General features: G+C 64.5%; 17 protein-coding genes and 1 pseudogene. 16 read left to right on the top strand and 2 right to left on the bottom strand.

Annotated elements, in window-relative coordinates; genetic code table 11:
* The first annotated feature begins 210 nt into the window (after window positions 1–210).
* The 15 genes from KUF59_RS35590 to KUF59_RS35520 all read left to right on the top strand — a co-directional run bounded on the left by KUF59_RS35590 (window position 211) and on the right by KUF59_RS35520 (window position 20221).
* Window positions 211–1410 carry an adenylate/guanylate cyclase domain-containing protein gene (locus KUF59_RS35590; protein WP_212461341.1) on the top strand — a complete coding sequence of 400 codons (1200 nt, stop codon included), beginning with the start codon at window positions 211–213 and terminating at the stop codon, window positions 1408–1410.
* A gap of 262 nt (window positions 1411–1672) precedes the next feature.
* Window positions 1673–4156, top strand: coding sequence for a DUF8189 domain-containing protein (locus tag KUF59_RS35585; protein WP_212461340.1), 2484 nt, complete (start codon window positions 1673–1675; stop codon window positions 4154–4156).
* Window positions 4157–4417: 261 nt separating this feature from the next.
* Window positions 4418–5842: an FAD-binding oxidoreductase gene (locus KUF59_RS35580; protein ID WP_212461339.1), complete on the top strand. Its 1425-nt coding sequence runs from the start codon at window positions 4418–4420 to the stop codon at window positions 5840–5842.
* A 236-nt stretch (window positions 5843–6078) separates the two neighbouring features.
* A complete protein-coding gene (locus KUF59_RS35575; protein ID WP_212461338.1) occupies window positions 6079–6942 on the top strand; it encodes an alpha/beta fold hydrolase in 864 nt (287 codons plus the stop codon).
* A gap of 179 nt (window positions 6943–7121) precedes the next feature.
* The gene (locus KUF59_RS35570) at window positions 7122–8378 is read left to right on the top strand and encodes a GTP cyclohydrolase II (RefSeq protein ID WP_212461337.1); all 1257 of its coding nucleotides are present in this window, start codon (window positions 7122–7124) and stop codon (window positions 8376–8378) included.
* 7 nt (window positions 8379–8385) lie between these two features.
* Window positions 8386–9627: a DUF1688 family protein gene (locus tag KUF59_RS35565; RefSeq protein ID WP_212461336.1), complete on the top strand. Its 1242-nt coding sequence runs from the start codon at window positions 8386–8388 to the stop codon at window positions 9625–9627.
* 52 nt (window positions 9628–9679) lie between these two features.
* On the top strand, window positions 9680–10309 hold the full coding sequence (upp, locus tag KUF59_RS35560; RefSeq protein WP_212461335.1) for a uracil phosphoribosyltransferase: 630 nt from the start codon (window positions 9680–9682) through the stop codon (window positions 10307–10309).
* A 27-nt stretch (window positions 10310–10336) separates the two neighbouring features.
* A complete protein-coding gene (gene xylB, locus KUF59_RS35555) occupies window positions 10337–11782 on the top strand; it encodes a xylulokinase (RefSeq protein WP_212461334.1) in 1446 nt (481 codons plus the stop codon).
* A gap of 142 nt (window positions 11783–11924) precedes the next feature.
* Window positions 11925–13448 (top strand): sugar ABC transporter ATP-binding protein, encoded by a 1524-nt coding sequence (locus KUF59_RS35550; protein WP_212461333.1) that lies wholly within the window; start codon window positions 11925–11927, stop codon window positions 13446–13448.
* The gene (locus KUF59_RS35545) at window positions 13441–14487 is read left to right on the top strand and encodes an ABC transporter permease subunit (protein ID WP_212461332.1); all 1047 of its coding nucleotides are present in this window, start codon (window positions 13441–13443) and stop codon (window positions 14485–14487) included. The genes KUF59_RS35550 and KUF59_RS35545 overlap by 8 nt, the downstream gene beginning before the upstream one ends.
* Window positions 14488–14584: 97 nt before the next feature.
* Complete coding sequence (locus KUF59_RS35540) at window positions 14585–15532, top strand: ABC transporter substrate-binding protein (protein WP_212461331.1); 948 nt, start codon at window positions 14585–14587, stop codon at window positions 15530–15532.
* Between the two features lie 128 nt (window positions 15533–15660).
* A complete protein-coding gene (locus tag KUF59_RS35535) occupies window positions 15661–16497 on the top strand; it encodes a glucose 1-dehydrogenase (protein WP_212461330.1) in 837 nt (278 codons plus the stop codon).
* Between the two features lie 193 nt (window positions 16498–16690).
* A complete protein-coding gene (locus KUF59_RS35530; protein WP_212461329.1) occupies window positions 16691–17644 on the top strand; it encodes a sugar-binding protein in 954 nt (317 codons plus the stop codon).
* A gap of 38 nt (window positions 17645–17682) precedes the next feature.
* Window positions 17683–19188, top strand: a complete 1506-nt coding sequence (locus tag KUF59_RS35525; RefSeq protein ID WP_212461328.1) for a sugar ABC transporter ATP-binding protein — start codon at window positions 17683–17685, stop codon at window positions 19186–19188.
* 7 nt (window positions 19189–19195) lie between these two features.
* A complete protein-coding gene (locus tag KUF59_RS35520) occupies window positions 19196–20221 on the top strand; it encodes an ABC transporter permease (protein WP_212461327.1) in 1026 nt (341 codons plus the stop codon).
* Window positions 20222–20248: 27 nt separating this feature from the next.
* Here the strand turns inward: KUF59_RS35520 and KUF59_RS35515 are convergent, their stop codons facing one another.
* Complete coding sequence (locus KUF59_RS35515; protein WP_212461326.1) at window positions 20249–21907, bottom strand: glycoside hydrolase family 3 protein; 1659 nt, start codon at window positions 21905–21907, stop codon at window positions 20249–20251.
* 14 nt (window positions 21908–21921) lie between these two features.
* A pseudogene (locus tag KUF59_RS35510) lies at window positions 21922–22679 on the bottom strand (SDR family NAD(P)-dependent oxidoreductase).
* 187 nt (window positions 22680–22866) lie between these two features.
* Here KUF59_RS35510 and KUF59_RS35505 point away from each other — a divergent pair.
* Complete coding sequence (locus KUF59_RS35505; RefSeq protein WP_212461325.1) at window positions 22867–24126, top strand: extracellular solute-binding protein; 1260 nt, start codon at window positions 22867–22869, stop codon at window positions 24124–24126.
* Window positions 24127–24129: the final 3 nt, after the last annotated feature.

Genomic DNA, 24129 nt, shown 5'->3' with positions numbered 1-24129 from the left:
TGCGGCGAATTGGCGAATGCGCGTATGGCAAAGGCCAGGGGGCCGTGCTTGGGAACTTGGTGCTCGGCGGAGGGCGGCTGGCACGATCCGACGGATTCCGAGGGCGAGACGCCGCTCTGCATTCGCCGCTCCACGCTCCATTGACGCCAAGCGTCCGAGACACGACATAGGCTGCACCTGCCAAAGCCCGCCCCGGTCCAGGAGCCAGCCATGAACGCGCCGCCCAACATCGCCCCCGCCGCAGGGCATTCAGCCGCCGGCGTTCTGCACTGGCTGACCAACGAGACGCGCGACCAGCGTTTCATCGACAATCTCTTTGCCGAGATGTGCATCCGCCTGCAGCAGGCGGGCATTCCCGTCAAGCGGGGGACGCTGCATATGCTGATCCAGCACCCGCAATGGCTGGGCGCGCGGATGATGTGGGCCGACGGAATGCGCGAGGCGGAGATTTCGCGGGTCGACTTCGACGTGCGGGAACGGTCCGAATTCATCGGCAGCCCCGCCAACGAGATTTTTGATGGTGCAACCGAGGTGCGCGAGAATCTCGAACGCGACCCCGCGCTCGGGCGCAAGCACGCTCTCTATGACGAGATGCGGGCGATGCGCCTGACCGAATACGTCGCCTGGCCGCTCTACCATACGCTCGGCAAGCGGCATCTCGTCACCTTTGCGACCGACCGTCCCGGCGGCTTTGACGAGGCGCATATCGCTGCCCTGAAGAGCTTGCTGCCGGTGCTGGCGCTGGTCAGCGAGATCCGCATCAAGAACCGGCTGGCGCGCACGCTGCTCGAGACCTATGTGGGCTCACATGCCGGCGAGCTCATTCTGGCCGGCGCCACAAGGCGCGGTACCGGAACGACGGTGCGCGCCGCGATCCTGATCTGCGATCTCAGGGATTTCACGAAGATCTCCGACAACTGGCCGCGCGACGACGTCATCGATCTCCTCAACGACTATTTTGACGCTATGAGCGAGCCGATCGCGAAGTATGGCGGCGAAATCCTGAAATTCATCGGCGACGGCCTGCTCGCCATCTTTCCGCTCAGCCAGCCCGCGGCCTGCGCCAATCTGCTGCATGCCGTGACCGAGGCACGCCAGGCCATGGCGGCACTGAATGAGCGTAACAAGGAGAACGGGCGCGCGCCGCTGAACTATGGCATCGGCGCCCATGTCGGCGACGTCATGTACGGCAATATCGGCTCGCGCTCGCGGCTCGATTTCACCGTCATCGGTCCTGCGGTCAACATGGCCTCGCGCCTCGAAGCCCTCACCAAACAGTTGGGGCGAACCGTTCTGCTCTCCCGCGCATTCGCCGACCTCGTAAAGAGCGATTTCGAACTCGAACGCGTCGGCGAACATCCGGTACGCGGCTTCAGCGAGCCCGTCGAGTTGTTCGCGTATCACGGCTGAAGGCCCTTTACCCGATCTACGACGCTTCTGAGAAACGTCTCACCGCGGTTCCCTGCCTCATCACGTCACCATTGCTGCCGTAGATGCATGCATTTAGTGATGCAACCGCAGGTTAACTCAATTTGTCACACTGAATTCACTTCTCTGATTTTCCCCGCGGGTGTACAAACACAGCGTTAGGTTGAATACTCTGGGATTATTGCCCCACAGTAGCGCGCCAGCTATCGCCGTTTTTTCAACGAGATGCGATCCGGAGGCTGTCATGCGTTTCATCAAGATTCTCACACTCGCTTTGACGTTGACTGCGACGAGCTCTCTCGTGACGGGAGCGGCGCGCGCACAATGGGGCGGCTGGCAAAGTCTCGGCGGCATCATTCTCGAAGAGCCCAACTGCGTCAGTTGGGGACCGAACCGCATCGACTGCTTTGCGCGCGGCACCAACGCCGCGATGTTCCACCGCTGGTGGAACGGTTCGGCCTGGGGCGGCTGGGAAAATCTCGGCGGCATCATTCTGGAAGCGCCGAACTGCGTGAGCTGGGGGCCGAACCGGATCGACTGCTTCGCGCGCGGCACCGACCAGGCGATGTTTCATCGCTGGTGGAACGGCTCCGAATGGGGCGGTTGGGAAAATCTCGGCGGCGTCATCCGCGAGCGGCCCGAATGCGTGAGCTGGGGCGCGAACCGCATCGACTGCTTCGCGCGCGGTCTCGACAGCGCGATGTGGCATCGCTGGTGGAACGGCTCGGCCTGGGGCGGCTGGGAGAATCTCGGCGGCGTCATCCTGGAAGGGCCGAGCTGCGTGAGCTGGGGCGCCAACCGCATCGATTGTTTCGCCCGCGGCACGGACGCGGCGATGTGGCACCGCTGGTGGGACGGCAACTCTTGGGGCGGCTGGGAGAGCCTCGGTGGCGTCATCCTGGAAGCACCGAACTGCGTGAGCTGGGGGGCGAACCGCATTGATTGCTTCGCCCGCGGCACCGACCGGGCCATGTGGCATCGCTGGTGGAACGGCTCGGCCTGGGGCGGCTGGGAGAGCCTTGGCGGCATCATCCTGGAAGCACCGAATTGCGTGAGCTGGGGCCCGAACCGCATCGACTGCTTCGCCCGCGGCACCAACCTCGCGATGTTCCATCGCTGGTGGGACGGCAACAGTTGGGGCGGCTGGGAAAATCTCGGCGGCGTCATCCTGGAGCAGCCGAATTGCGTGAGCTGGGGCGCGAACCGCATCGATTGCTTTGCCCGCGGCACCGACCGCGCCATGTGGCATCGCTGGTGGCCGTGCCCGACCTGCGCCGTCGGCCAGCGCAAGTCGATCAATTCGCTCACGGCAGCCGAGCTGATGTCGCTGCGCAAGGGCGTCGCGACGATGATGGCGCGCAATGCGGCCCCGCGCGACAGCGCCGACTTCCGCCGGAGCTGGATCTTCTGGGCCAACATGCATCTGCATTTTGGCAATGATTGCGCCGGCCCGATCAGCGGGCAGGGCATGCAGGGCGTGCAGACATTCACCGCAACGAACGCGGCCGAAACCGCGACGTGGTGCAAATGCGAGCACGGCACCCAGCGCTTCCTAACTTGGCACCGCATGTACCTCTGGTATTTCGAGCGCGTGCTGCAGCAGGCGGCCGGCGATCCCTCGCTTCGCCTGCCGTATTGGGACTACGCGACCGACCCCGGCTTGCCGGCCGCGTATCGTGACGCGACCTATGTCAACGAGGGCGGGCAGACGGTTCCGAACCCGCTGCGCGTCGAGGCACGTCAGGCCAGCCTGAACGCGGGCACGTCGACGCTGTCGGCGGGCGTCCGCTCGTCGGCCGGCGCGATGACGGCAACGAACTATGTGTCGTTCAACTCGTCGCTCGAACAGACCCCGCACGGCTCCGTTCACTGCGCCGTCGGCGTCGCCGGTTGCCCGAACGGGTTGATGGGTTCGGTGCCGGTCGCGGCACTCGATCCGGTGTTCTACGCGCACCACACCAACATCGACCGGCTGTACGAATGCTGGCTCAAGGTCAACGAGCCGGCGCGGCTGCCGACCGATTCCGGCCATCTCAACACGCAGTTCTCCTTCATCGACTCCGACGGCAGTACCCCCACGCGCAAGGTCAGTGATATGCTGCGGCTCTCGCAATTGGGCTATGCCTATGCCGCGGGCGGTGGCTGTCCGGCCGGAACCCTGGTCGCCGAGGCGGAAGGCGTGAGCATGCAAGGGGTGACCATGAGCGATGCGAACCGGACGACGGCCGCAGCGGCGTCGAGCGAACGCCCGCTCGCCTCCGTCGGTCAGACGAAGCTCGAACGCGGTGTCACCACCGTGCCGATGAACGTCTCCGGCGCGGGCATGCAGAGCCTTTCCGCAACCGCCGAGCCACTCGCCGGACGTCGCGTTAGCCTGGTCATCGACGGCCTCAAATACGATGCGGCGCCGGGAACGCTCTACAACGTCTATCTGGTGAAGGGCAGCCAGCGCGAGCAGGTCGGCATCATCAACTTCTTCAACTTCTCGGCTCCCGCGGGCGGCGCCCATGCCCATCACACGGGCCCCGCCAATGCCAGCCAGTTCGAGTTCGATGCGACCGACGCGGTGCACCGGCTCGGCGTCAGTGCGGCTGAACAGCCCTCGCTGGTGTTCGAACCGACCACCGGCCTGTCCGACTCCGCGCCCGAGGCAGCCGCGGCCCTGATCAAGCCGGACGCCAATGTCCGCTTCGACAGCGCCCGTCTCGTCGTCGCGCCGCCGAGCTAGCACGCCAGGGCCTTGTCGCTGGGGCGACCGTCCGCAAGGACGGCCGCCCTTGTCTTGTCGATCAGTCCCGCGCCAGCTCCATCTCTTTCGTGAAGATACCGACGGAGTGCAGCACCTCTGCCTTGGTCGTCGCCGAAGGAGAACTGGCTGATGAAATAGTTCATGTCCCCCTGCATGCGCCTCCATGCTTGTCGAACGGTCGGGAGCGCGCTACGTCGGTTTCACCCGCCGAGGACAAGACGGGGTCACCAAGGAGGTGTCATGAACGCCCAAGCCTTCAATGCCCAAGCCTTCGGCGCCCTGCCGCGCCCGGCGCCTGACGTTATTGCCGCCGTGCGGGAAAAGCTCGTCGCGCGCCTCGGCGAGCGTGTTGTGGTCTCGCGCGCTGTGCTCGAGCAGCACAGCCATGGCGAGGGGCTGCCCGCGATCGGCGTGCCCGACATCGTCGTGTATCCCGAGACCAACGAAGAAGTCGCCTTCGTCCTTTCGCTCTGCAACGTCAATCGCGTGCCGGTGACGCCGTTCGGCGCGGGATCGTCGCTGGAGGGACAGCTTGCCGCGCTCGCCGGCGGCGTGTCGCTCGACACGAGCCGCTTCGACAAGATTTTGGAAGTCTCGCCGGACTCGCTCGATTGTCGCGTCCAGGCCGGCGTGACGCGCGAGGCGCTCAACGCGCATATCCGCGACACCGGCCTGTTTTTTCCAGTTGATCCCGGCGCCAACGCCTCGATCGGCGGTATGGCCTCGACCCGCGCCTCCGGCACCAACGCGGTGCGTTACGGCACGATGCGCGAGAACGTGCTCGGCCTCACCGTGGTCACGCCCGATGGCCGCATCGTGCGCACCGGCAGCCGGGCGCGAAAATCCTCGGCTGGCCTCGATCTCACCCACATCTATGTCGGCAGCGAAGGCACGCTCGGCGTCATCACGGAGATTCAGCTCAGGCTCTACGGGCTGCCGGAGGCGGTGATCGCCGCCGTCTGCCAGTTCGATACGCTCGAAGGGGCTGTGGCTGCCGTCGTCACGGCGCTGCAATCCAATCTGAAGCTGGCGCGCGTCGAACTGTTCGACGAGGTGCAGATGCGCGCCGCGATCAACTACTCAAAGCTCGACTATGCGGAGACGCCAACACTGTTCCTCGAATTCCAGGGCACGCCGACCAGCGTGCGCGAGGATGTCGAGACGATGCAGGTGATCGCGGAGGACAATGGCGGCGGCGCGTTCCAGTTCGCCGAGCGTCCAGAGGACCGCAATCGCCTCTGGAAGGCGCGTCACAATGGATACCAGGCGGTGAGGGCGCTTGCGCCCGGCAAGAGCAACATGGGCACCGACGCCTGCGTGCCGATCTCGGCCTTGCCGGCCTGCCTGCTGGAGACCAAGGCCGACATCATCGCATCGGGTCTGTTGGCGCCGATCGTCGGCCATGTCGGCGACGGCAATTTCCATCTCGGCATTCTCTACGATGCCGATGATCCCTTGGAAGCCGCGCGCGCCGAGGCGCTTGCCTTCCGCACCGCGCGCCGCGCCATCGCCATGGGCGGGACTTGCTCGGGCGAGCATGGCGTCGGCCTGCACAAGATCGTGCACATGGAAACCGAGCACGGCGAGGGCGTCGCCCTGATGAAGGCGGTGAAGAACGCGCTCGATCCGAACGGCATCATGAACCCCGGCAAGATCTATCCATGATCTCTGGCCGTGCCGTCGCCTCGGCCGGGCGGTGCTGCGCCTGTGCCGCCGATTTGTCCGACGCCTCAACGTCGTAGCAGGCGTCACCCCGGAAATCAGGGGCGACGGGCCCTCTACTTTGCATGGGGTTGTTTCGACACTTTGTCCCGAGGGGCTCGTTCCGGTCTCGCCTTGCGGCGGGGCCGGCCTGCCGCTACTGACCGAAGGGCCATCCAGACAGAGGAATGCAGGCCGCCATGGCAATTCCCGAAAGCCGCACCTACGAGTCCCAGGGCCTGCGGCTGCATTATGCCGATTGGGGTAACGAGACGGCGCCGCCGCTGATCCTGGTTCATGGCGGCCGCGATCATTGCCGGAGCTGGGATGTCCTGGCCCGCGCGCTGCGCCCGCATTTTCACGTGCTGGCGCCCGACCTTCGCGGCCATGGCGATTCCGACTGGACCAAAGGCGGCAGCTACGCGCTGACTGAATATGTCTACGATCTGACCCGGCTGGTGCAGACGCTTGCGGTGCCGCGGGTGACTCTCGTCGGTCACTCGATGGGCGGCATGGTGAGCCTGATCTATTCGGGATCATTCCCGGACAAGGTGTCGGCCCTGGTCGTACTGGACGGTGTCACCGTGTTGCCGGGTGGAAAGAGCCCGCCGCCGGCACATGAGCGCATCGCCAAATGGGTCGATCAGCTCGACCGGTTGCACGATCGCACGCCGCATCGCTATCCGGCGATCGAGGACGCGGCGGCGCGGATGCAGGCCCACAACAAGCGTTTGTCGCGCGAGCTGGCGCTCCATCTTGCGACCCACGGTACGCGGCAGAACGCCGACGGCACCCTTAGCTGGAAGTTCGATCCCTACCAGCGCGCGTCGGCGCCGCATCGGCTGTGGTCGGACGATCATGTCGCGCTCTGGTCGCGCATCGCCTGCCCGACGCTGCTGGTGAACGCCTCCGAAAGCTTCCTCGGCGGTGCCCGCGCGGCTGGGCTTGCCGACCATTTCAAGCAGGCCCGCATCGAGACGATTTTTGACGCAGGACATTGGCTTCACCACGACAAGCCCGAGGAGGTATTGGGCGCGATCCGCGTCTTCCTCGGCGTGTCCTAGCGGCTGGAGGCGGTTCCGGGGGGGCCCCACGCTATTGAAATTAATAACAAATCATCCCTATATTGATCATCAATCGTCGTAGTTCCCCGCGCATACTAATATGAGCGCCACGAGAACAGCGACGTCACGGAGCCAGGCCCGTCCGACAGGCGGGCCGTTGGCTTTTTAGGAGCCCGGTCATGAGCCGCTCGAACCGTACCGACCATATCCGTCTCACCTCCCATCCGGAGCCGGGCGGAAAGGCGGCTTTCCCGATCCACTGGGGCGCCGCGGATGCGCGCGCACGCGGGCCGATCGTCGGCACGGTGTCGCGAGCTCAGGACCGTAACGTCATCGGCAGCCATGGCGGTTCCTATGCCGTCTATCGTGCGCTCGCGGTCTCTGCCGGCGCGCTCGATCCCATCAGGCGTCCCGACCTCACCAACACGTTTCCCGCCGCGACTATCGGGCCGTTCCCGCAATGGACCGATCCGGACAAGATCGTCGCGCTCGATCCGTGGGGGCATCTGGTCGCCGAGAATTTCCGGCAGGAGATCGCCGAGGGCGCGGACATCAGGCCGAGCATCGCCGTGACGCGCGCACGGCTCGATTTGCCCGAGATCCGCGACGCGATCGCTGCGAAGCGGCTGAAGCCCGATGGTGAGGTCGTGCATGCCAATGGCAGTGTGTCGGTGGTGAAGATCGCCATCGACCCGGTGTGGTATCTGCCCGGCATCGCCACGCGCTTCGGCACCAGCGAGAGCAGCCTGCGGCGCACGCTGTTCGAGCAGACCGCGGGCATGTTCCCCGAACTCGTGACGCGGCCGGACATGAAAGTGTTTCTGCCGCCGATCGGCGGCACCACGGTCTACATGTTCGGCGACGTCACCAAGCTGCCGGACCATCGCACCAAGATCACTTGCCGCGTACACGACGAATGCAATGGCTCCGACGTGTTCGGCTCCGACATCTGCACCTGCCGTCCCTATCTCATCCACGGCATCGAGGAATGCGCGCGCGGCGCGCAGGCGGGCGGGTTGGGAATCGTCGTCTACAATCGCAAGGAAGGGCGGGCGCTCGGCGAAGTCACAAAGTTCCTCGTCTACAACGCCCGCAAGCGCCAGGAGGACGGTGACGCGGCCGCTGCCTATTTCGAACGCACCGAATGCGTAGCCGGCGTCCAGGATGCGCGCTTCCAGCAATTGATGCCGGATACGATCCACTGGCTCGGGCTAAAGCGGATTGATCGCTTCCTGTCGATGAGCGACATGAAGTACGACGCGCTCACCGCGCAGGGCATCGATATCGTCGAGCGCGTGCCGATCCCGCTGGAGCTGATTCCGGCCGACGCGCATGTCGAAATCGCCGCCAAGAAAGCGGCCGGATATTACTCCGAGGAGATTCCGGCGGCGAAGGATTTGACCGACACGGTCGGACGCTCGCTGGAGAAATATTGATCCCGTGATGCCGGTCGCGGCCACAGAACGAGAGGCCCGTTCGCTGCTCACGGCAGCAGCGGTACGTGCGCGCGCCGAACAGATGCTCGCGATCGGTCTGCGTGACGGCCTCAATCACTTCACGGTGCATCTCGATCGCATGGATGCTGTGGCCGACGCCGTGCTCGCGATCACACGCCGATCCTATCCGGCGCTGAACGTTCCCTTTCATGCCCGCTGGCGACATTTCGTTCGTGACGGCGTCGATCGCTGGGCCTCGATTGCCGATGCTGTCGCATGGCCGGATCGCGCGGCGCAAGCCCGCGCCGAGTTCGACCTTGCCATCGTCAGCGTATTGCTGGATGCAGGCGCCGGGGCTGTCTGGCAGTACGGCGACGCCGTTTCCAGGCAGTTCGTCGGCCGTTCCGAAGGACTTGCGCTCGCGAGCCTGGACATGTTCGCGAGCGGCGTCTTTTCTCACGATGCGCGCGATCCTTACCGCGTCGACGCCGACGTGATCGCGCAGCTGCAACTGGATCGGTTGAGCCTTGGCTTCCAGGTTTCCGACGAGAATCCGCTGCTTGGCCTCGATGGCCGCGCAGATTTGCTGCGACGATTGGGCAGGCTGGTACTGGACCAGCCGCAGGTCTTCGCTACCAACGACCGCCCGCGTCCGGGAGGATTGTTCGACCGTCTCGTTGCGAAGGCCGTTGGCGGCGCGATTGCAGCGCCCGTCATCCTGGCCGAGGTGCTGGGCGAGCTCGGACCGATCTGGCCGTCGCGGCTTGCGCTCGCGGGCGTTCCGCTCGGTGATTGCTGGCGCCATCCGGCGATCACGGCCGGTGATGCGACCGCGGGCCTCGTGCCCCTGCATAAGCTGTCGCAATGGCTGAGCTATTCCCTGATCGAGCCCTTGCAGCGCGCGGGCTTCGATGTGACCGATATCGACGGCTTGACTGGCCTCGCTGAATACCGCAATGGCGGCCTGTTCGTCGATCTCGGCGTGCTGCGCTTGCGCGACGCTGCGGACGCGGAGCGTTCGCACAGCGTCGATTCTCTCCTCGTCGTGGAGTGGCGCGCGCTGACGGTTGCCTTGCTGGATCGCATCGCCGAACGCATCCGCACGAAGCTTGGCCGCAATTCCCGCGAGTTGCCGTTAGCCAGCATTCTGGAAGGCGGCACCTGGGCGGCAGGGCGCGCCGCCGCGTTCGAGCGGCGCAGCGATGGCGCACCGCCGCTCAAGATCATCAGCGACGGCACCGTGTTTTAGCGCATGATCGGCAAGGCATCGCGCATCATCTAGATCTTGGGAGCATCACGTCATGGAAGGCGTCACGATCGTCGATCATCCGCTGGTCCAGCACAAGCTGACGCTGCTGCGCGACAAGTCCATCTCGACGAAATCCTTCCGCGAGTTGCTCAAGGAGATCGGGATGCTGGTGTGCTACGAGGTCACGCGCGACCTTCCGCTGACCGACGTCGTCGTCGAGACGCCGCTGGCGCGCATGCACTCGGCCAAGATCGCCGGCAAGAAGCTGGCTTTCGTTCCGGTGCTGCGCGCCGGGGTGACCTTCGTCGACGGCATGATGGACCTGGTCCCGACTGCGCGCGTTGCCCATATCGGGCTCTATCGCGAACCCCACAGTTTCGCCGCGGTCGAATATTTCTTCAAATCGCCGTCCGATCTCGGCGAGCGGCTCGCGATCGTGGTGACGCCGGTGCTCGCGACCGCCAACACGGCGGTCGCCGCCGTCGACCGGCTGAAGGAGCGCGGCGCCAGGGACATCCGGCTCGCCTGTCTGATCGCCGCGCCCGAAGGCCTCGAACGTATCAGGGGTCTGCATCCCGACGTCCCGATCTGGACAGCGGCCGTCGACGAAGGGCTCGACGAAAACGGCTTCATCGTCCCCGGCCTCGGCGACGCCGGCGACCGCGCCTACGGAACCAGGTGAGATTGCTGCTGAACGCAGGCAAGCATCATGTATCTCGGCATCGATCTCGGCACGTCGGCGGTGAAGACCGTTCTGGTCGATGACGCGCAGCGCGTGATCGCGACCCAAAGCCGATCGCTTGACACCGCTTCGCCGCATCCAGGCTATTCCGAACAAGACCCTGCGGGGTGGGTCGATGCCGCCTTTGCAACGCTAGACGCACTCAAAGCGGATCATCCGCGTGAATTGGCTGATGTCGAGGGCATCGGCCTGTCCGGCCAGATGCACGGCGCGACGCTGCTCGATGTGAACCTCCGGCCACTGCGTCCCTGCATTCTCTGGAATGACGGGCGATCCGCTCTCGAATGTCGCGCGCTCGAAGAGCGCTGGCCCGCATTGCGCACGACGACCGGCAACAAGGCGATGCCCGGCTTCACCGCGCCGAAACTGCTTTGGGTCGCTAAGCACGAGCCGGACATCTTTGCGGCGACCAGGCTGGTGCTGCTGCCGAAGGCGTATCTGCGCCTGATCCTCAGCGGTGAAGCGGTCGAGGACGTATCGGACGCATCGGGATCATTGTGGCTAGATGTCGCGCAGCGAGACTGGTCGGATGAAGGGCTGTCCGCGACCGGCCTGTCACGCAAGCAGGTGCCGCGCCTTGTCGAGGGGTGCGCGCCCGCGACAACGCTGCGAAACGTGTTGGCACAGCGCTGGGGAATGACGCGGCGTCCCGTGATCGCCGGAGGCGCCGGCGACAATCCGGCGGGTGCCGTCGGCATCGGTGCGATTCGGCGAGGGGCCGCTTTCATCTCGCTGGGGACCTCGGGAGCGTTGCTGGTGCCGACCGACGCGATCGCCGCCAATCCCGATCGGGCCGTGCATATTTTCTGCCACGCTGTTCCCGCAATGTGGATACAGGCCGGCGCAATTCTCTCGGCCGCGTCATGCCTTGCCTGGATCGCGCGGCTGTTTGGCGCCTCCGAGTCAGATCTGCTGAAGCCGCTTGGCTTGGGTCCGAAGGCGCCGTCGCCAGTGAGCTTTCTGCCATATCTGTCCGGCGAGCGGACGCCACACGATGATCCCCTGGCGCGCGGAATGCTCGACGGATTGTCCTTTGGCACTGATCGAACTGCGATCGTACAAGCCGTGCTCGAAGGCGTGGCCTTCGCGCTTGCGGATTGCCGGGATGTGCTCGCCGATACCGGCATCGTGATCGCGCAGGCGGATGTCATCGGCGGCGGATCGCGTTCGCAGTTCTGGCTGTCGGTGCTGGCCAATGTCCTTGATGTCCCGATCCATCGCTTTGCCGATGGCGAGACGGGCGCGGCATTTGGTGCGGCGCGACTGGGGCGGCTTGCCGTCACCGGCGAGGCCGTCGAAGACGTCTGCACGCCACCGCGACGCGTCGAGACGTTCGAACCTGAACGCGTGCTCGTTGCCGCCTATGCCGAGCGGCTTCCCGAATGGCGCGCGCTGTACCGTCCGCGGAACTAGCTCAGTCCTCAAATTTGATGGCGGTCGATCCGGCGAGGCTCGATCGGTATTGCCCTCCGTCGCGGCCTTTTGTTTAATGCGCGAACCGCGCTGCCTGCCAAACGAGACGCGGCCGAGAACGCGTTGTGCGCCGGGAGGCACGATGAACGATCCGATCCTCGAGATGCGCGGGGTCTCGAAGTCCTTCTTCGGTATCAAGGCGTTGCGTCAGGTCGACCTGACTGTCTATGCCGGCGAAATCCATGCCTTGATGGGCGAGAACGGCGCCGGCAAATCGACGCTGATGAAGATCCTGTCGGGCGCCTACAAGCCTGATCCCGGCGGCGAGATCCGCATCGAGGGCAAGCCGGTGCACATCCACGGCCCGCTTGGCGGCCGCGCGGCCGGCATCTCGATCATCTACCAGGAACTATCGTTGGCCCCCAATCTGACGGTTGCGGAGAATATTTATCTCGGCCGCGAGGTTTCCCGTTCAGGATTGCTCGCACGCGGCGCCATGCGCGAGGGCGTCGGCCCGATCCTGGAGCGCCTCGGCGCGGACTTCACCCCGTCTACGCTGGTGACGCATCTGTCGATGGGCCAGCGCCAGCTCGTCGAGATCGCCCGCGCGCTCCATGTGCGATCGAAAATCCTGATCATGGACGAGCCAACCACCTCGCTGTCCGCCGCCGAGAGCGAGCGGCTGTTCGCGCTGGTCCGTCAACTGCGCGCCGAGGGGCTCGCTATCATCTATATCTCGCACCGCATGGACGAGGTGTACGCGCTCGGCGACCGCGTCACGGTGCTGCGCGATGGCCGCCTTGTCGGCGCGCTCGACAAGTCCGGCATCCGCGCCGACACCATCGTCCGCATGATGGTCGGGCGCGACGTCTCGTCCTTCTACAAGAAGGATCACGATCCCGAAGCGGGGAGGGGGCATCCGGTACTCGCCGCGGTCGACATGTCCGACGGGCAGCGCGTCAAGGGCTGCTCGCTCACCGTACATGCGGGCGAGGTCGTCGGGCTCGCCGGCCTGATTGGCGCGGGTCGCACCGAGCTTGCGCATCTCATCATCGGCGCCGCGCCGAAGATTTCGGGCCGGCTCGAGCTCGAGGGACGGCCGATCGAGATACGCACGCCCGGCGAGGCGCTGGAGGCCGGCATCGCCTACCTCACCGAGGACCGCAAGGCGCTCGGCCTGTTCCTCGACATGTCGTGCCTGGACAACATCAACCTCGCGGTCTTGGGCCGCGACGCCAAGCTTGGTTGGGTCCTCGATCGCGACAAGGCGCGCGAGCGCGCCGACCGGGCTTTCACGGGCTTAAGCATCCGCGCCGCAAATGCCGGCGTGCCAGCGGGCGGACTCTCGGGCGGAAACCAGCAGAAGGTGCTGCTGTCGCGGCTTCTTGCGATCGCGCCGAAAGTCTTGATCCTCGATGAGCCGACGCGTGGCGTCGACGTCGGGGCCAAGTCCGAGATCTATTCGATCATCGACAATCTCGCGAAAGCCGGCACCGCGATCCTTGTCATCTCGTCCGACCTGCCGGAGATCATCGGGATCTGCGACCGCGTCATCGTCATGCGGATGGGGCACATCGCCGGTGAGATCACGCGAACCGAGACGTCGCCGCTGAACCAGGAGGACATCATGGCACTCGCTACGGGGATGGAGCATCTCGATGCCTGACGATGGTATCTCGCAGGCCAAGACCGTGCCCGTCACGGCGAACGGCGTCGCGGCCGCACAAGAGACGAAGCGGCAGCGCGTCAGGCTGCTGGTCCGCGCCCTCGGCATGCTGCCGGTGCTGTTGATCCTGTGTCTCGGCTTCCATTTCCTGTCCGAGGGGCGCTTCTTCACCGGCCAGAATCTCGGCATCGTGCTCCAGCAGGCCGCGGTCAACACGGTGCTGGCGGCCGGCATGACCTTCGTCATCCTCACCGGCGGCATCGATCTCTCGGTAGGCTCCATTCTCGCGGCGGCCGCGATGGCCGGGCTGACGATCTCAAAACTTCCCGAATTCGGGTTGCTCTGGTTGCCAGTCGCTGTCCTCACAGGCCTCGCCTTCGGTGTCATCAATGGCGCGCTGATTGCGCTTCTACGCCTGCCGCCCTTCATCGTGACGCTCGGTTCGCTGACGGCCGTCCGAGGTCTCGCGCGTCTGCTCGGTGCCGACACCACCGTCTTCAATCCGTCCATTCCCTATGCCTTCATCGGCAACGGTTCCCTGACACTCATTCCCGGCGTTGCCTCGATTCCCTGGCTGTCGGTGATCGCATTGCTGGTCATCCTCGCCTCGTGGCTGGTGCTGCGCCGAACCGTGCTCGGCGTACACATCTATGCTGTCGGCGGCAACGAGAGTGCGGCGCGCCTGGCCGGCATCAAGGTCTGGGCCGTGGTGATCTTCGTCTATGGCGTGTCGGGACTCTTTGCCGGACTTGGCGGCGCCATGCAGGCCGCGCGTCTCTATGCGGCCAACGGGTTGCAACTCGGTCAGTCCTACGAGCTCGACGCGATCACAGCAGTGATCCTGGGCGGTACATCCTTCGTCGGCGGCATCGGGTCGATCTGGGGGACGCTGGTCGGAGCCCTGATCATTGCCGTGCTGTCGAACGGTCTCATTCTCGTCGGTGTGTCCGATATATGGCAATACGTGATCAAGGGCCTGGTGATCATCGGTGCCGTTGCACTCGATCGTTACCGGTTGCAGGGCTCGGCTCGTACTTGAAGTTTGGCTGCGCGCAAGGTTCTATGCCGCCTTGTGGGACCCTATGATGGCAACTGGTCGGCCGTCGCGGGACAAAAACCAGACCAGGGAGGAAGCCATGTTGAAGACGATCTCGCTTGCCGGCGCCGCCATGGCGCTGGTCCTGAGTTCAGCGCCGTCCTTTGCCAAGGAGCTCAAATCGATTGGCGTCTCGCTGGGTTCGCTCGGCAATCCGTTTTTCGTCGCGTTGTCGAAGGGCGCGGAGTTCGAGGCCAAGAAGACCAATCCGAACGTGAAGGTGACGACGGTCGGCTTCGAATACGACCTCGGCAAGCAGGTGACCCAGATCGACAACTTCATCGCCGCAGGCGTCGACCTGATTCTCCTCAACCCAGGCGACCCCAAGGCGATCGGGCCGGCGATCAAGAAGGCCCAGGCGGCGGGCATCATCGTTGTCGCCGTGGACACTGCCGCGGAAGGCGCCGACGCCACCGTGACCACGAACAACGTCCAGGCCGGCGAGATCTCTTGTCAGTACATCGTCGACAAACTCGGCGGCAAAGGCGACGTGGTCATCGAGAACGGGCCGCAGGTCTCGGCCGTGATCGATCGCGTCGTCGGCTGCAAGAACGTGTTCGCCAAGAACCCCGGCATCAAGGTCCTGTCCAGCGATCAGGATGGCAAGGGATCGCGCGAGGGCGGGTTGACCGTGGCGCAGGGCTATCTGACCCGTTTCCCGAAGATCGACGCGATCTTCGCCATCAACGATCCGCAGGCGATCGGCACCGATCTCGCGGCGAAGCAGCAGCAGCGCAGCGGCATCATCATCACCGCGGTCGACGGCGCGCCCGACATCGAGGCGTCGTTGAAGGACCCGGGGTCACCCCAGATCCAGGCCTCGGCCTCGCAGGATCCGTTCTTCATGGCGCGCCGCGCCGTTCAGGTCGGTGTCAGCATTCTCGGCGGGCAGAAGCCGGCCAACCCGGTCGAACTCTTGCCGTCGAAGCTCGTTACCCGGGATAACGTCGCCGAGTACAAGGGCTGGACCTCGGACCGTTCGCAATAGTCGTACGAGTGATATGTTTTGCGGAGCGCCGCCTCTCGCAGGCGGCGCTGGAACGCGGGCGGTCGCATTGCCTCTTGCGAGCGCAGCGATCGTCGCCGTTCCCTCCAACCTTCCAGCGTGACCCTCCCATGCAGCAGCCGGATCGTTCGATTCAATTTTCATCGCGCCTGGTTGGGCAATACGCGCTGGTGACGGGTGCCTCTCAGGGGATCGGGCGCGCCATTGCTGTTCGGTTCGCGCAGGAGGGCGCGACAGTTGCCATCAATTTCCATGATCATCGTGCGAATGCCGAGGATACGCTCGCGCAGGTGCAAGCGGCATCGCGTGAGCGTGGGCATGGCGATCGGGACCATCTCGTCGTAAAGGCCGATATCGGTGCCGAGCCGGACATTATGGGAATGTTCGAGACAGTGCTGGCGCACTGGCCGCGCCTGGATTGCCTTGTCAACAATGCCGGCTTCCAGCGGGAGTCCGCGAGCGAGGCGCTCGATGTCGAAACCTATCGTCGCATTCTCGATGTCAATCTGAATGGAGCGGTGCTCTGCGCCCAGCAGGCGCTCGCGCATTTCGTCAAGCGCGGTGGCGGCGGTACGATCGTCAACTGTTCGAGCGTCCACCAGATCGTCCCAAAACCCGGCTATCTCGCCTATTCCATCAGCAAGGGCGGCATGGCGAACCTGACGCGGACCCTGGCGCTGGAGTTTGCTGGTCGCGGCATTCGCGTCAACGCGGTGGCGCCCGGTGCCATCGATACCCCCATCAACGCGGCATGGACCGGCGACCCGGCCAAGCGGGAGGCCGTCGAGGCGCACATTCCGCTCGGGCGCGTCGGAACCGCTGAAGAGATTGCCGGCGTGTTCGCATTTCTTGCCTCCGAGGAGGCCGGCTATATCACCGGACAGACCATCTACGTCTGCGGAGGCCTCACGCTCTTCGGTGAATTCCGGGAGAACTGGGCGAGCTAGTCGGCAGGGCTGCGTCCGGTTCCTGTGGGTTTCTCGCCGTCGTTGTGCAGATGCTCAGAGATGGGCCATCGGTTGCGCCTCTGATGCGTTTCTGCTAGCTTTGAGGTGCGCGCCTCATTTTGAGGCGACGTTCGCTTAGGCGTGTGACGCGAGTTAGCCCGCAGATGGCTGACCGCAATCAGGGAGGGGTTCGATGCAGCGTCTCGTTGTTGCAGGTGTTTCCGTTGCCGTTTCGGTTCTGCTGGGGCTCGGCTCCGCGCAGTCTGCCGACAAGAAGGTCCTGGCCTTCGTCGTCAATGGCGCGTCCGACTTCTGGAAAATCGCCGAGGCCGGCGTGAAGAAGGCGCAGGGCGAGCTGCCCAACTACGATCTCCAGTTCAAATATCCGGAGCAGGCCGCGGCCGCCGTGCAGCAGCGCGTGATGGACGATCTGGTCGCCGCCGGTGCGGCCGGAATCATGGTCAGCGCCGTCGATCCGAAGAACCAGACCGCGCATCTCGACAAGATCGCCTCGCAGTCGGTGCTCTTCACCACCGATAGCGACGCTCCGAAATCGAAGCGCGTCGGCTATATCGGCTCGTCCAACACCGATCTCGGCAAGGACGCCGGCAAGCTGATGCTCAAGGCGCTGCCGAATGGCGGCAAGTGCGTCGGCTTCGTTGGCCTGCCCGGCGCCGACAATGCCCGCGAGCGCATCGAGGGCGTGAAGGAAACCATCAAGGGCTCGAAGGTCGAGCTCGTCGACGTCCGCGGCGACGAAATCGACCAGACCCGTGCCAAGCGAAATGTCGAGGACATCCTCGCCGCCATGCCCGACGTGAGCTGCCTCGTCGGCTTCTACTCCTACAACACGCCGCGCATCTATGAGGTGCTGAAGGAAGCCGGTAAGCTCGGCAAGATCCAGATCATCGGCTTCGACGAGGATCCGATCACGCTCGGCGGCGTCAAAGAGGGCAGCATCGCCGGCACCGTCGTGCAGCAGCCGTTCGAGTGGGGCTATCAGGGCATGAAGCTGATGGCGAAGTATCTCGAAGGCGACAAGTCGGGCGTTCCGGCGAATGGCATCATCATCGTGCCCGGCAAGGTTATCGACAAGTCGAACGTCGACGACTTCATGGGCTCGATGAAAGCGATGCTCAAAAAGTAACGGGAGACCTGACGCTCACTTGGCGCTCGCAGCTTCCAATGCCTGAGCCGTTTCTCGAGCTGGTCGACATCAGCAAGAACTATCCCGGCGTGGTCGCGCTCGACCACGTCGATCTTTCTGTGTCGCGCGGCGAGGTGATCGCCCTGATCGGCGAGAACGGCGCCGGCAAGTCGACGCTGATGCGCGTGCTCGGCGGCGTGGTTGAACCGAGCGGCGGCCTGATCCGGGTCGACGGCGTCGAGCGCCGCTCGCTCACGGTGGGGGAAGCGATCAAGGCGGGCATCGCCTTCGTCCATCAGGAGCTCAATCTCTTCGACAATCTCGACGTCGCCGGTAACGTCTTCATCGGCCGCGAGCCCGTCTATGGCGGGCCGCTCCGGCTCATCGACCGCAAGCAATTGCATGCCAAGGTGCAGCCGCTGCTCGAACGTCTCGGGGCTGATTTCGGCCCGGATGCGCCGCTTGCGGAGCTGTCGCTTGCCCAGCACCAGATCGTCGAGATCATGAAAGCGCTGTCGCTCGATGCGCGTCTCGTCATCATGGACGAGCCGACCTCGAGCCTCACCTTGACCGAGACCGATCGGCTGATGCGCGTGATCGCAGGCCTGAAGGCCGACGGCGTCAGCGTCATCTTCATCACCCACCGCCTTAACGAGGTCGTGCAATGCGCCGATCGCGCCGTGGTGCTGCGCGACGGACGCATGGTCGGCGCGCTCAGGCGCGAGGAGCTTGCGCCCGCGGCGATGATCCGGCTGATGATCGGACGTGATCTCAAATCGCTCTATGTTCCGCCGGCCGCGCCGCCCGGCGACAGCGTGCTCGACATCGAGGGCGCCGTCACCGCGACCTATCCGGACCGCGCCGTCAGCCTCTCGGTGCGCCGCGGCGAGATTCTCGGCCTCGCCGGCCTCGTCGGCTCCGGCCGCACCGAGCTTGCGCGCGCCGTCTTTGGCGTCGATCCGCTGCGCGCAGGCGCGATCAGGCTCGAGGGTGAACCCATCCGCGTCGCGAGCCCGCGCGCGGCGATCGACCATGGCATCTATCTGATCCCGGAGGACCGCAAGGGTTGTGGCCTTCTGCTCGACGTGTCGATCGCCGAGAACATTTCGCTGCCGGACCTTTCGTCCTATCTGCGCCTCTTTCTGGTAAACACCGCGCAGGAGACGGCGAACGCGCAGGCCCAGCGCGAGCGGCTCAAGATCCGCGCACCCGACGTTGGAACAACCGTTGGTTCATTGTCCGGCGGCAATCAGCAGAAGGTCGTGCTCGCCAAATGGCTGTCGATGCGGCCAAAAGTGCTGATCTTCGACGAGCCGACGCGCGGCGTCGACGTCGGCGCCAAGCAGGAGATCTACGACATGCTGCGCCGCCTCACCGATGCCGGCGTCGCAATTCTGATGATTTCGAGCGACATGGAGGAGGTGATCGGGGTCAGCGACCGGATCGCCGTCATGCACGAAGGTGCAATCTCGGGCTTCCTTGATCGCAGCCAGTTCAGCGAGCACAATGTGCTCCAGTTGGCTGTCGGCCACGCGGTGGAGTGAGGGTGCCTTGAACAAGAAAGATCTGAGCCTCCTTGTCCTGATCCTCGTGGTCGGCGCGGTCGTCGCCTTCATCAATCCGCGCTTCCTCTACGTAGGCAATCTCTCCAACACGCTCAACCAGGTTGGGATGTTCGGCATCTTCTCGATCGCGGAAGCCTTCGTCATCATCATCGGCGGGATCGAGCTGTCGGTCGGCTCGGTCATCGCGCTGCTCGGCGTCCTCTTCATCGACCTCATCGTCAATCACGACGTCAACTGGGTGCTGGCCCTCGCGATGATCATCGCCAGCGGCTTGGCGATCGGCGCGGTGCACGGCACGCTGGTCACCAAGATCGGCATCCAGCCCTTCGTGGTCACGCTCTGCGGCCTGCTGATCTACCGTGGCGCTGCGCGCTACTACACCGAGGATGCCACCGCCGGATTTGGCTTCGGCGCGAGCTTTCCGATGCTGGAATGGCTGACGGCGGGCCGCACCAACGTATTGGGCTTCCCGCTACCACATAGCGTGATCGCATTGGTCGTCGTCGCCGTCATCGCATGGGTGGTGCTGCATCGCTCCGTGTTCGGCCGCTATCTCTATGCGGTCGGCAAGAACGAGGAGGCGGCGCGCTATTCCGGCATCCGCTCCGACCGCGTCGTCGTTGTCGCCTATGTGATCTGTGGCGGGCTGACCGCATTTGCCGCGATCCTGATCGCCATGTACACCCGCTCGATTTCGCCGGCGGTGCATGGCTCGTTCTACGAGCTCTATGCGATTGCCGCCGCTGTGCTCGGCGGCTGCTCCTTGCGCGGCGGTGAGGGCTCGATCGTCGGTGTCGTGCTCGGCACCGTGCTGCTCCAGGTGCTGCAAAACCTCGTCAATCTGCTGGGCATTCCGAGCTCGCTCAATTTCGCGGTCATGGGCACCGTGATCCTGATCGGCGTGCTGGCCGACCAGTACCTGGTGCAGCGCCGCCGCCGCGCGACGACTGCCAAGGGAAAGCCGCAAGCCAGCGGTGCCGGAGCGTCGCTCGGCGGCGCGAGCGCGGAATAAGGTGCAGCCCAACGGGATGCACTTGCGTCAATACTTCGCGTCCTCCACCCCGCAAGTTGGATCAACCGGGCTATGCCGGTTCCAGGGATGCCGGCCGATCAACAAGTCCACGACGGCGGCCTGCATGTCGTCGATTGTGCAATAGGCATTGATGTAAACCGGTACGCGCGGCGCGTCATAGAGATGGTAGGGGTAGCCGAACGAGATCATGACGGTCGGAATGTCGTGCCAATAGCGGCGCATCGCGCCGACGAAGTCACCGCCAAGCCGCGCCCAGTCGAGGAAGACGCGGCCGCGGGTCAGCAGTGTTTCCTCGCCGAGCAGATAGAGGACGAGATCGAAATCAGCCGGATCGATCGCGGGCTGCTGCGTGTGAAGGGTGACTTCGAATCCCTCGCCGGCCAGCATGTCCGGCAGTCTGAATTCACTGGGCGTGCCGTGAAGCGGACTGATGATTCCTCCCGATATCACCAGGATGCGCCGATACCGGCTCGGACTGATTGGCAGTAGCCCCAAAGTGTCCTTGACCAGGGTTGGCGCCCGCCGCAAAGCGGCGTCGGCGATGGTCTTGTCGGATGCCCGCGCGATCGCTCCGGTCGGCAGATGCTCTGACGCCTTGTGGAGGCCGAGCGCCGCCTTCAGCGCCAGGACGCGCAGCACCGCATCCTCGAAACGTTCGGCGGCAAGCTGGCCCGCCTCGACCGCCGCGCGTACCTCCGCCATGTCCTCTTCCGGTGCGCGCGTGAACAGGATCATGTCGCACCCGCCGGCGATGAGCTGCGACTTGGCCGCGCGCATGCGAGACCATGATGTCAGGCCGGCCATCTCGCTGGCGTCGGAGACAATCAGGCCGTTGAAGCCGAGTTCCCGACGGAGCAGATCGATATTGAGGAGTTTGCTGATGGACGCCGGCCGAAACGCCTCGATCCCTGGATCGGACAGCCGTTCCCTGACAAATGCGGGCAGGGCGATGTGCGCCGACATGATGGAAAGTACGCCTGCGTCGATCGCAGCGCGATAGAGCTTGCCGAAGGTCATCTCCCATTCCGCCATGGAGAGCGGATTGATCGTGGTCACCAGGTGCTGGTCGCGGTCGTCGTAGCCTTCGCCGGGCCAATGCTTGGCGGTTGCGGCCACGCCATGCCGTTGCAGGACCTCGATCTGCGTCAGCGCGTGGCGACGAATTGCATCGACGTCGGAGCCGAAGCTCCGCGTTGCGACGATCGGGCTGCGAAAGGCGTGGTTGATGTCGATCACGGGCGTGAACGACCAGTTCACTCCAACGGCAACCGCTTCATCGGCGATGATGCGCGAAATCTCCGCCGTGACCTCGATGTCGTCGATCGCCGCCAGCGCGAGCGGATTGGGGACTTGCGTCCCGAATGGCAGGCTCATGCGCGAGCCCTCCAGATCGGCGCTGACCAGCAGAGGCACCGGCGCGGACCTTTGTGCCGCCGCTATTCGCATGCGCTCGGCATCACCATCCGAACCGAAGTACCGGGTGATTCCGCCAGGTCGCAATCGCTCGAGGCGCGCAAGTTCGTCGGGATCGGTTCCCCGCGACAGGAGGTTGAACAGTTGTCCCACTTTGTCTTGCAGGCTCAGCGCGCGATAAGTGGTTTCGACCCAGGCAATGGTGGGAGCGTCGAGATTGAAGGGAGCGCGCGCGAGGAAGGACGTATTCATGGGGGCTTAATCCATCACACCCAGCCGCCGTCCACGGTGTATTGCTGGGAAGTGCAGGCCGATGCCTCCTCGGAGGCGAGGAACACCGTGAACTTCGCGATCTCGTCCGGGACCAGCTTGCGCTTCAGGCATTGCCGTCGCATCAGCTCTTCCTCGCCTTCCGGCGTCAGCCATTTCTCGAGCTGACGCTTGGTCATGATCCAGCCGGGCGCAATCGCATTGACGCGGATGTTGAAGGGCCGTAGTCGCGCGCCAGCGAGCGGGTGAGGCCGAGCGCGCCGGACTTGCTGGCGGTGTAGGCGGCCATGCCGCCCTGTCCGGCCATCCAGGAGATCGAGCCGAAATTGATGATAACGCCGGCCTTCGCGGCCTTCATGTCCGGCAGCACGGCCTGCGCTGCGAAGAACTGATGCTTGAGGTTCACGCCGATACGGTCGTCCCAATATTGCGGCGTCATCTCCTCGGTCGGATGCCGTTCGTCATGAGCGGCGTTGTTGACGAGCACGCTGATCGCGCCGTGCACCTTGCGCGCTTCGACGACTCCGGCGCGCAACGCCGCGGTGTCGGTGAGGTCGACGTTCTGAAAATGTACGGCGAGGCCGCCAGCTGTCAGTTCATGCGCAAGCTGCGTGCCTTCCTCGACCTTGATGTCGAAGAACACAACGGTCGACTTCTGTCGCGCAAAATGCCGCACGATCGCTTCGCCGATCCCCGACGCCCCGCCGGTAACAAGGACAACCTTGCCGGCGAGGTCAGGATAAATGGCGGCCATCGTTTTCTCCCAAGATTGGCTTCCTCCCAAAATGCTTGCTTCGGCGGCGCCGCACGCCGCCGGCAATGCTTCTTCCGAACCCTAGCCGGTCCGCGGTGAGGTGTATCGATCAGAATTTTAGTTGCGCACCTCAAAAATCGAGGGCAGGATTGCAGCAAAAGAATAGATGCCATCGGGAGGACTGCAGATGAAACTGCTGTGCAAGCTGGGACTCGCCGCTACCGCATGGCTGCTCGCGCTTGGCGCGGCATCCGCCGACACCTCAGTGAAATGGCTGCATATCGAGGTCAATCCGGCCCAGGTGAAGATCTGGGAGGAGGTTGCCCGCGCCTATGAGGCATCGCATCCGGGCGTCAAGATCGAGATGCAGTTCCTCGAGAACGAGGCCTACAAGGCCAAGCTGCCGACCATCCTGCAATCCAAGGACCGGCCGAACATCATCTACAGCTGGGCTGGCGGCGTCCTGAAGGCTCAGATTGAGGCCGGCGTCCTCGACGACATCACCGATCAGATCAAGGGCTACAGCGACACCATCACTCCGGCGGCGCTGGCGGCGTTCGCCCGGGACGGTCGCAATTACGGCCTGCCCATCGCGCTGTCGCAGGTCGGCTTTGTCTACAACAAGGAACTGATGGCGAAGGCCAATGTCGATCCGGCCGCCATCAAGACCTGGGACGATCTGCTCGCCGCGGTGAAGGCCCTGAAGGCCGCCGGCGTGACGCCGATCGTGGTCGGCGGCGCCGACAAATGGCCGCTGCACTTCTACTGGACGCATCTTGCGGTCCGCATCGGCGGCAAACCGGCGTTCGATGCTGCGCTGCGCGGAGAGAACGGCGGCTTTGCCGGCGAGACATTCCAGAAGTCCGGCGAGCTGTTCAAGCAGCTCGTCGATCTCCAACCGTTCCAGAATGGTTTCCTCGGCTTCAAGAACCCGCAGGCCGTGGGCTATTTCGGCGATGGCAAAGCGGCGATGACGCTCGCCATCAGCAGCGTCTACAATCTCCAGCGCGCGCTCGCCGCCGACAAGGTCGGTCTTTCCGAGGACAAGATCGGCTGGTTCGACTTTCCCGTGGTCGCGGGCGGCAAGGGCGCGCCGACCGATACGCTTGGCGGTATCACCGGCTGGCTCGTCACCAAGGGCTCGCCGAAGGAGGCCGTCGACTTCCTCAAATACTTCATCTCGAAGGACGTGCAGACGCGCCTTGCGAGCGGCAACTTCATCGTCCCCGTGGTGAAGGGCGCCGAGGCCGGCCTGAACAATGCATTCATGAAGCGGATCGCCGACAATCTTTCGAAGTCGAACTATCACCAGAATTTTTACGACCAGAGCCTCGGTCCGTCGGTTGGCCGCGTCGTCAATGACGTCTCGGCCGAGATTGCCGGCGGAAGCATGAGCCCGCAGGACGCGGCCAAGGCGATCGAGGCGGCGTGGAAGCAGGGCAACTGAGCC

The organism is Bradyrhizobium arachidis, from assembly GCF_024758505.1.
In the GTDB taxonomy this organism is placed as follows: Bacteria; Pseudomonadota; Alphaproteobacteria; order Rhizobiales; family Xanthobacteraceae; genus Bradyrhizobium; species Bradyrhizobium manausense_C.
The sequence above is the reverse complement of the archived record's forward strand: the minus strand, read 5'-3'. Positions and strand labels throughout refer to the sequence as shown.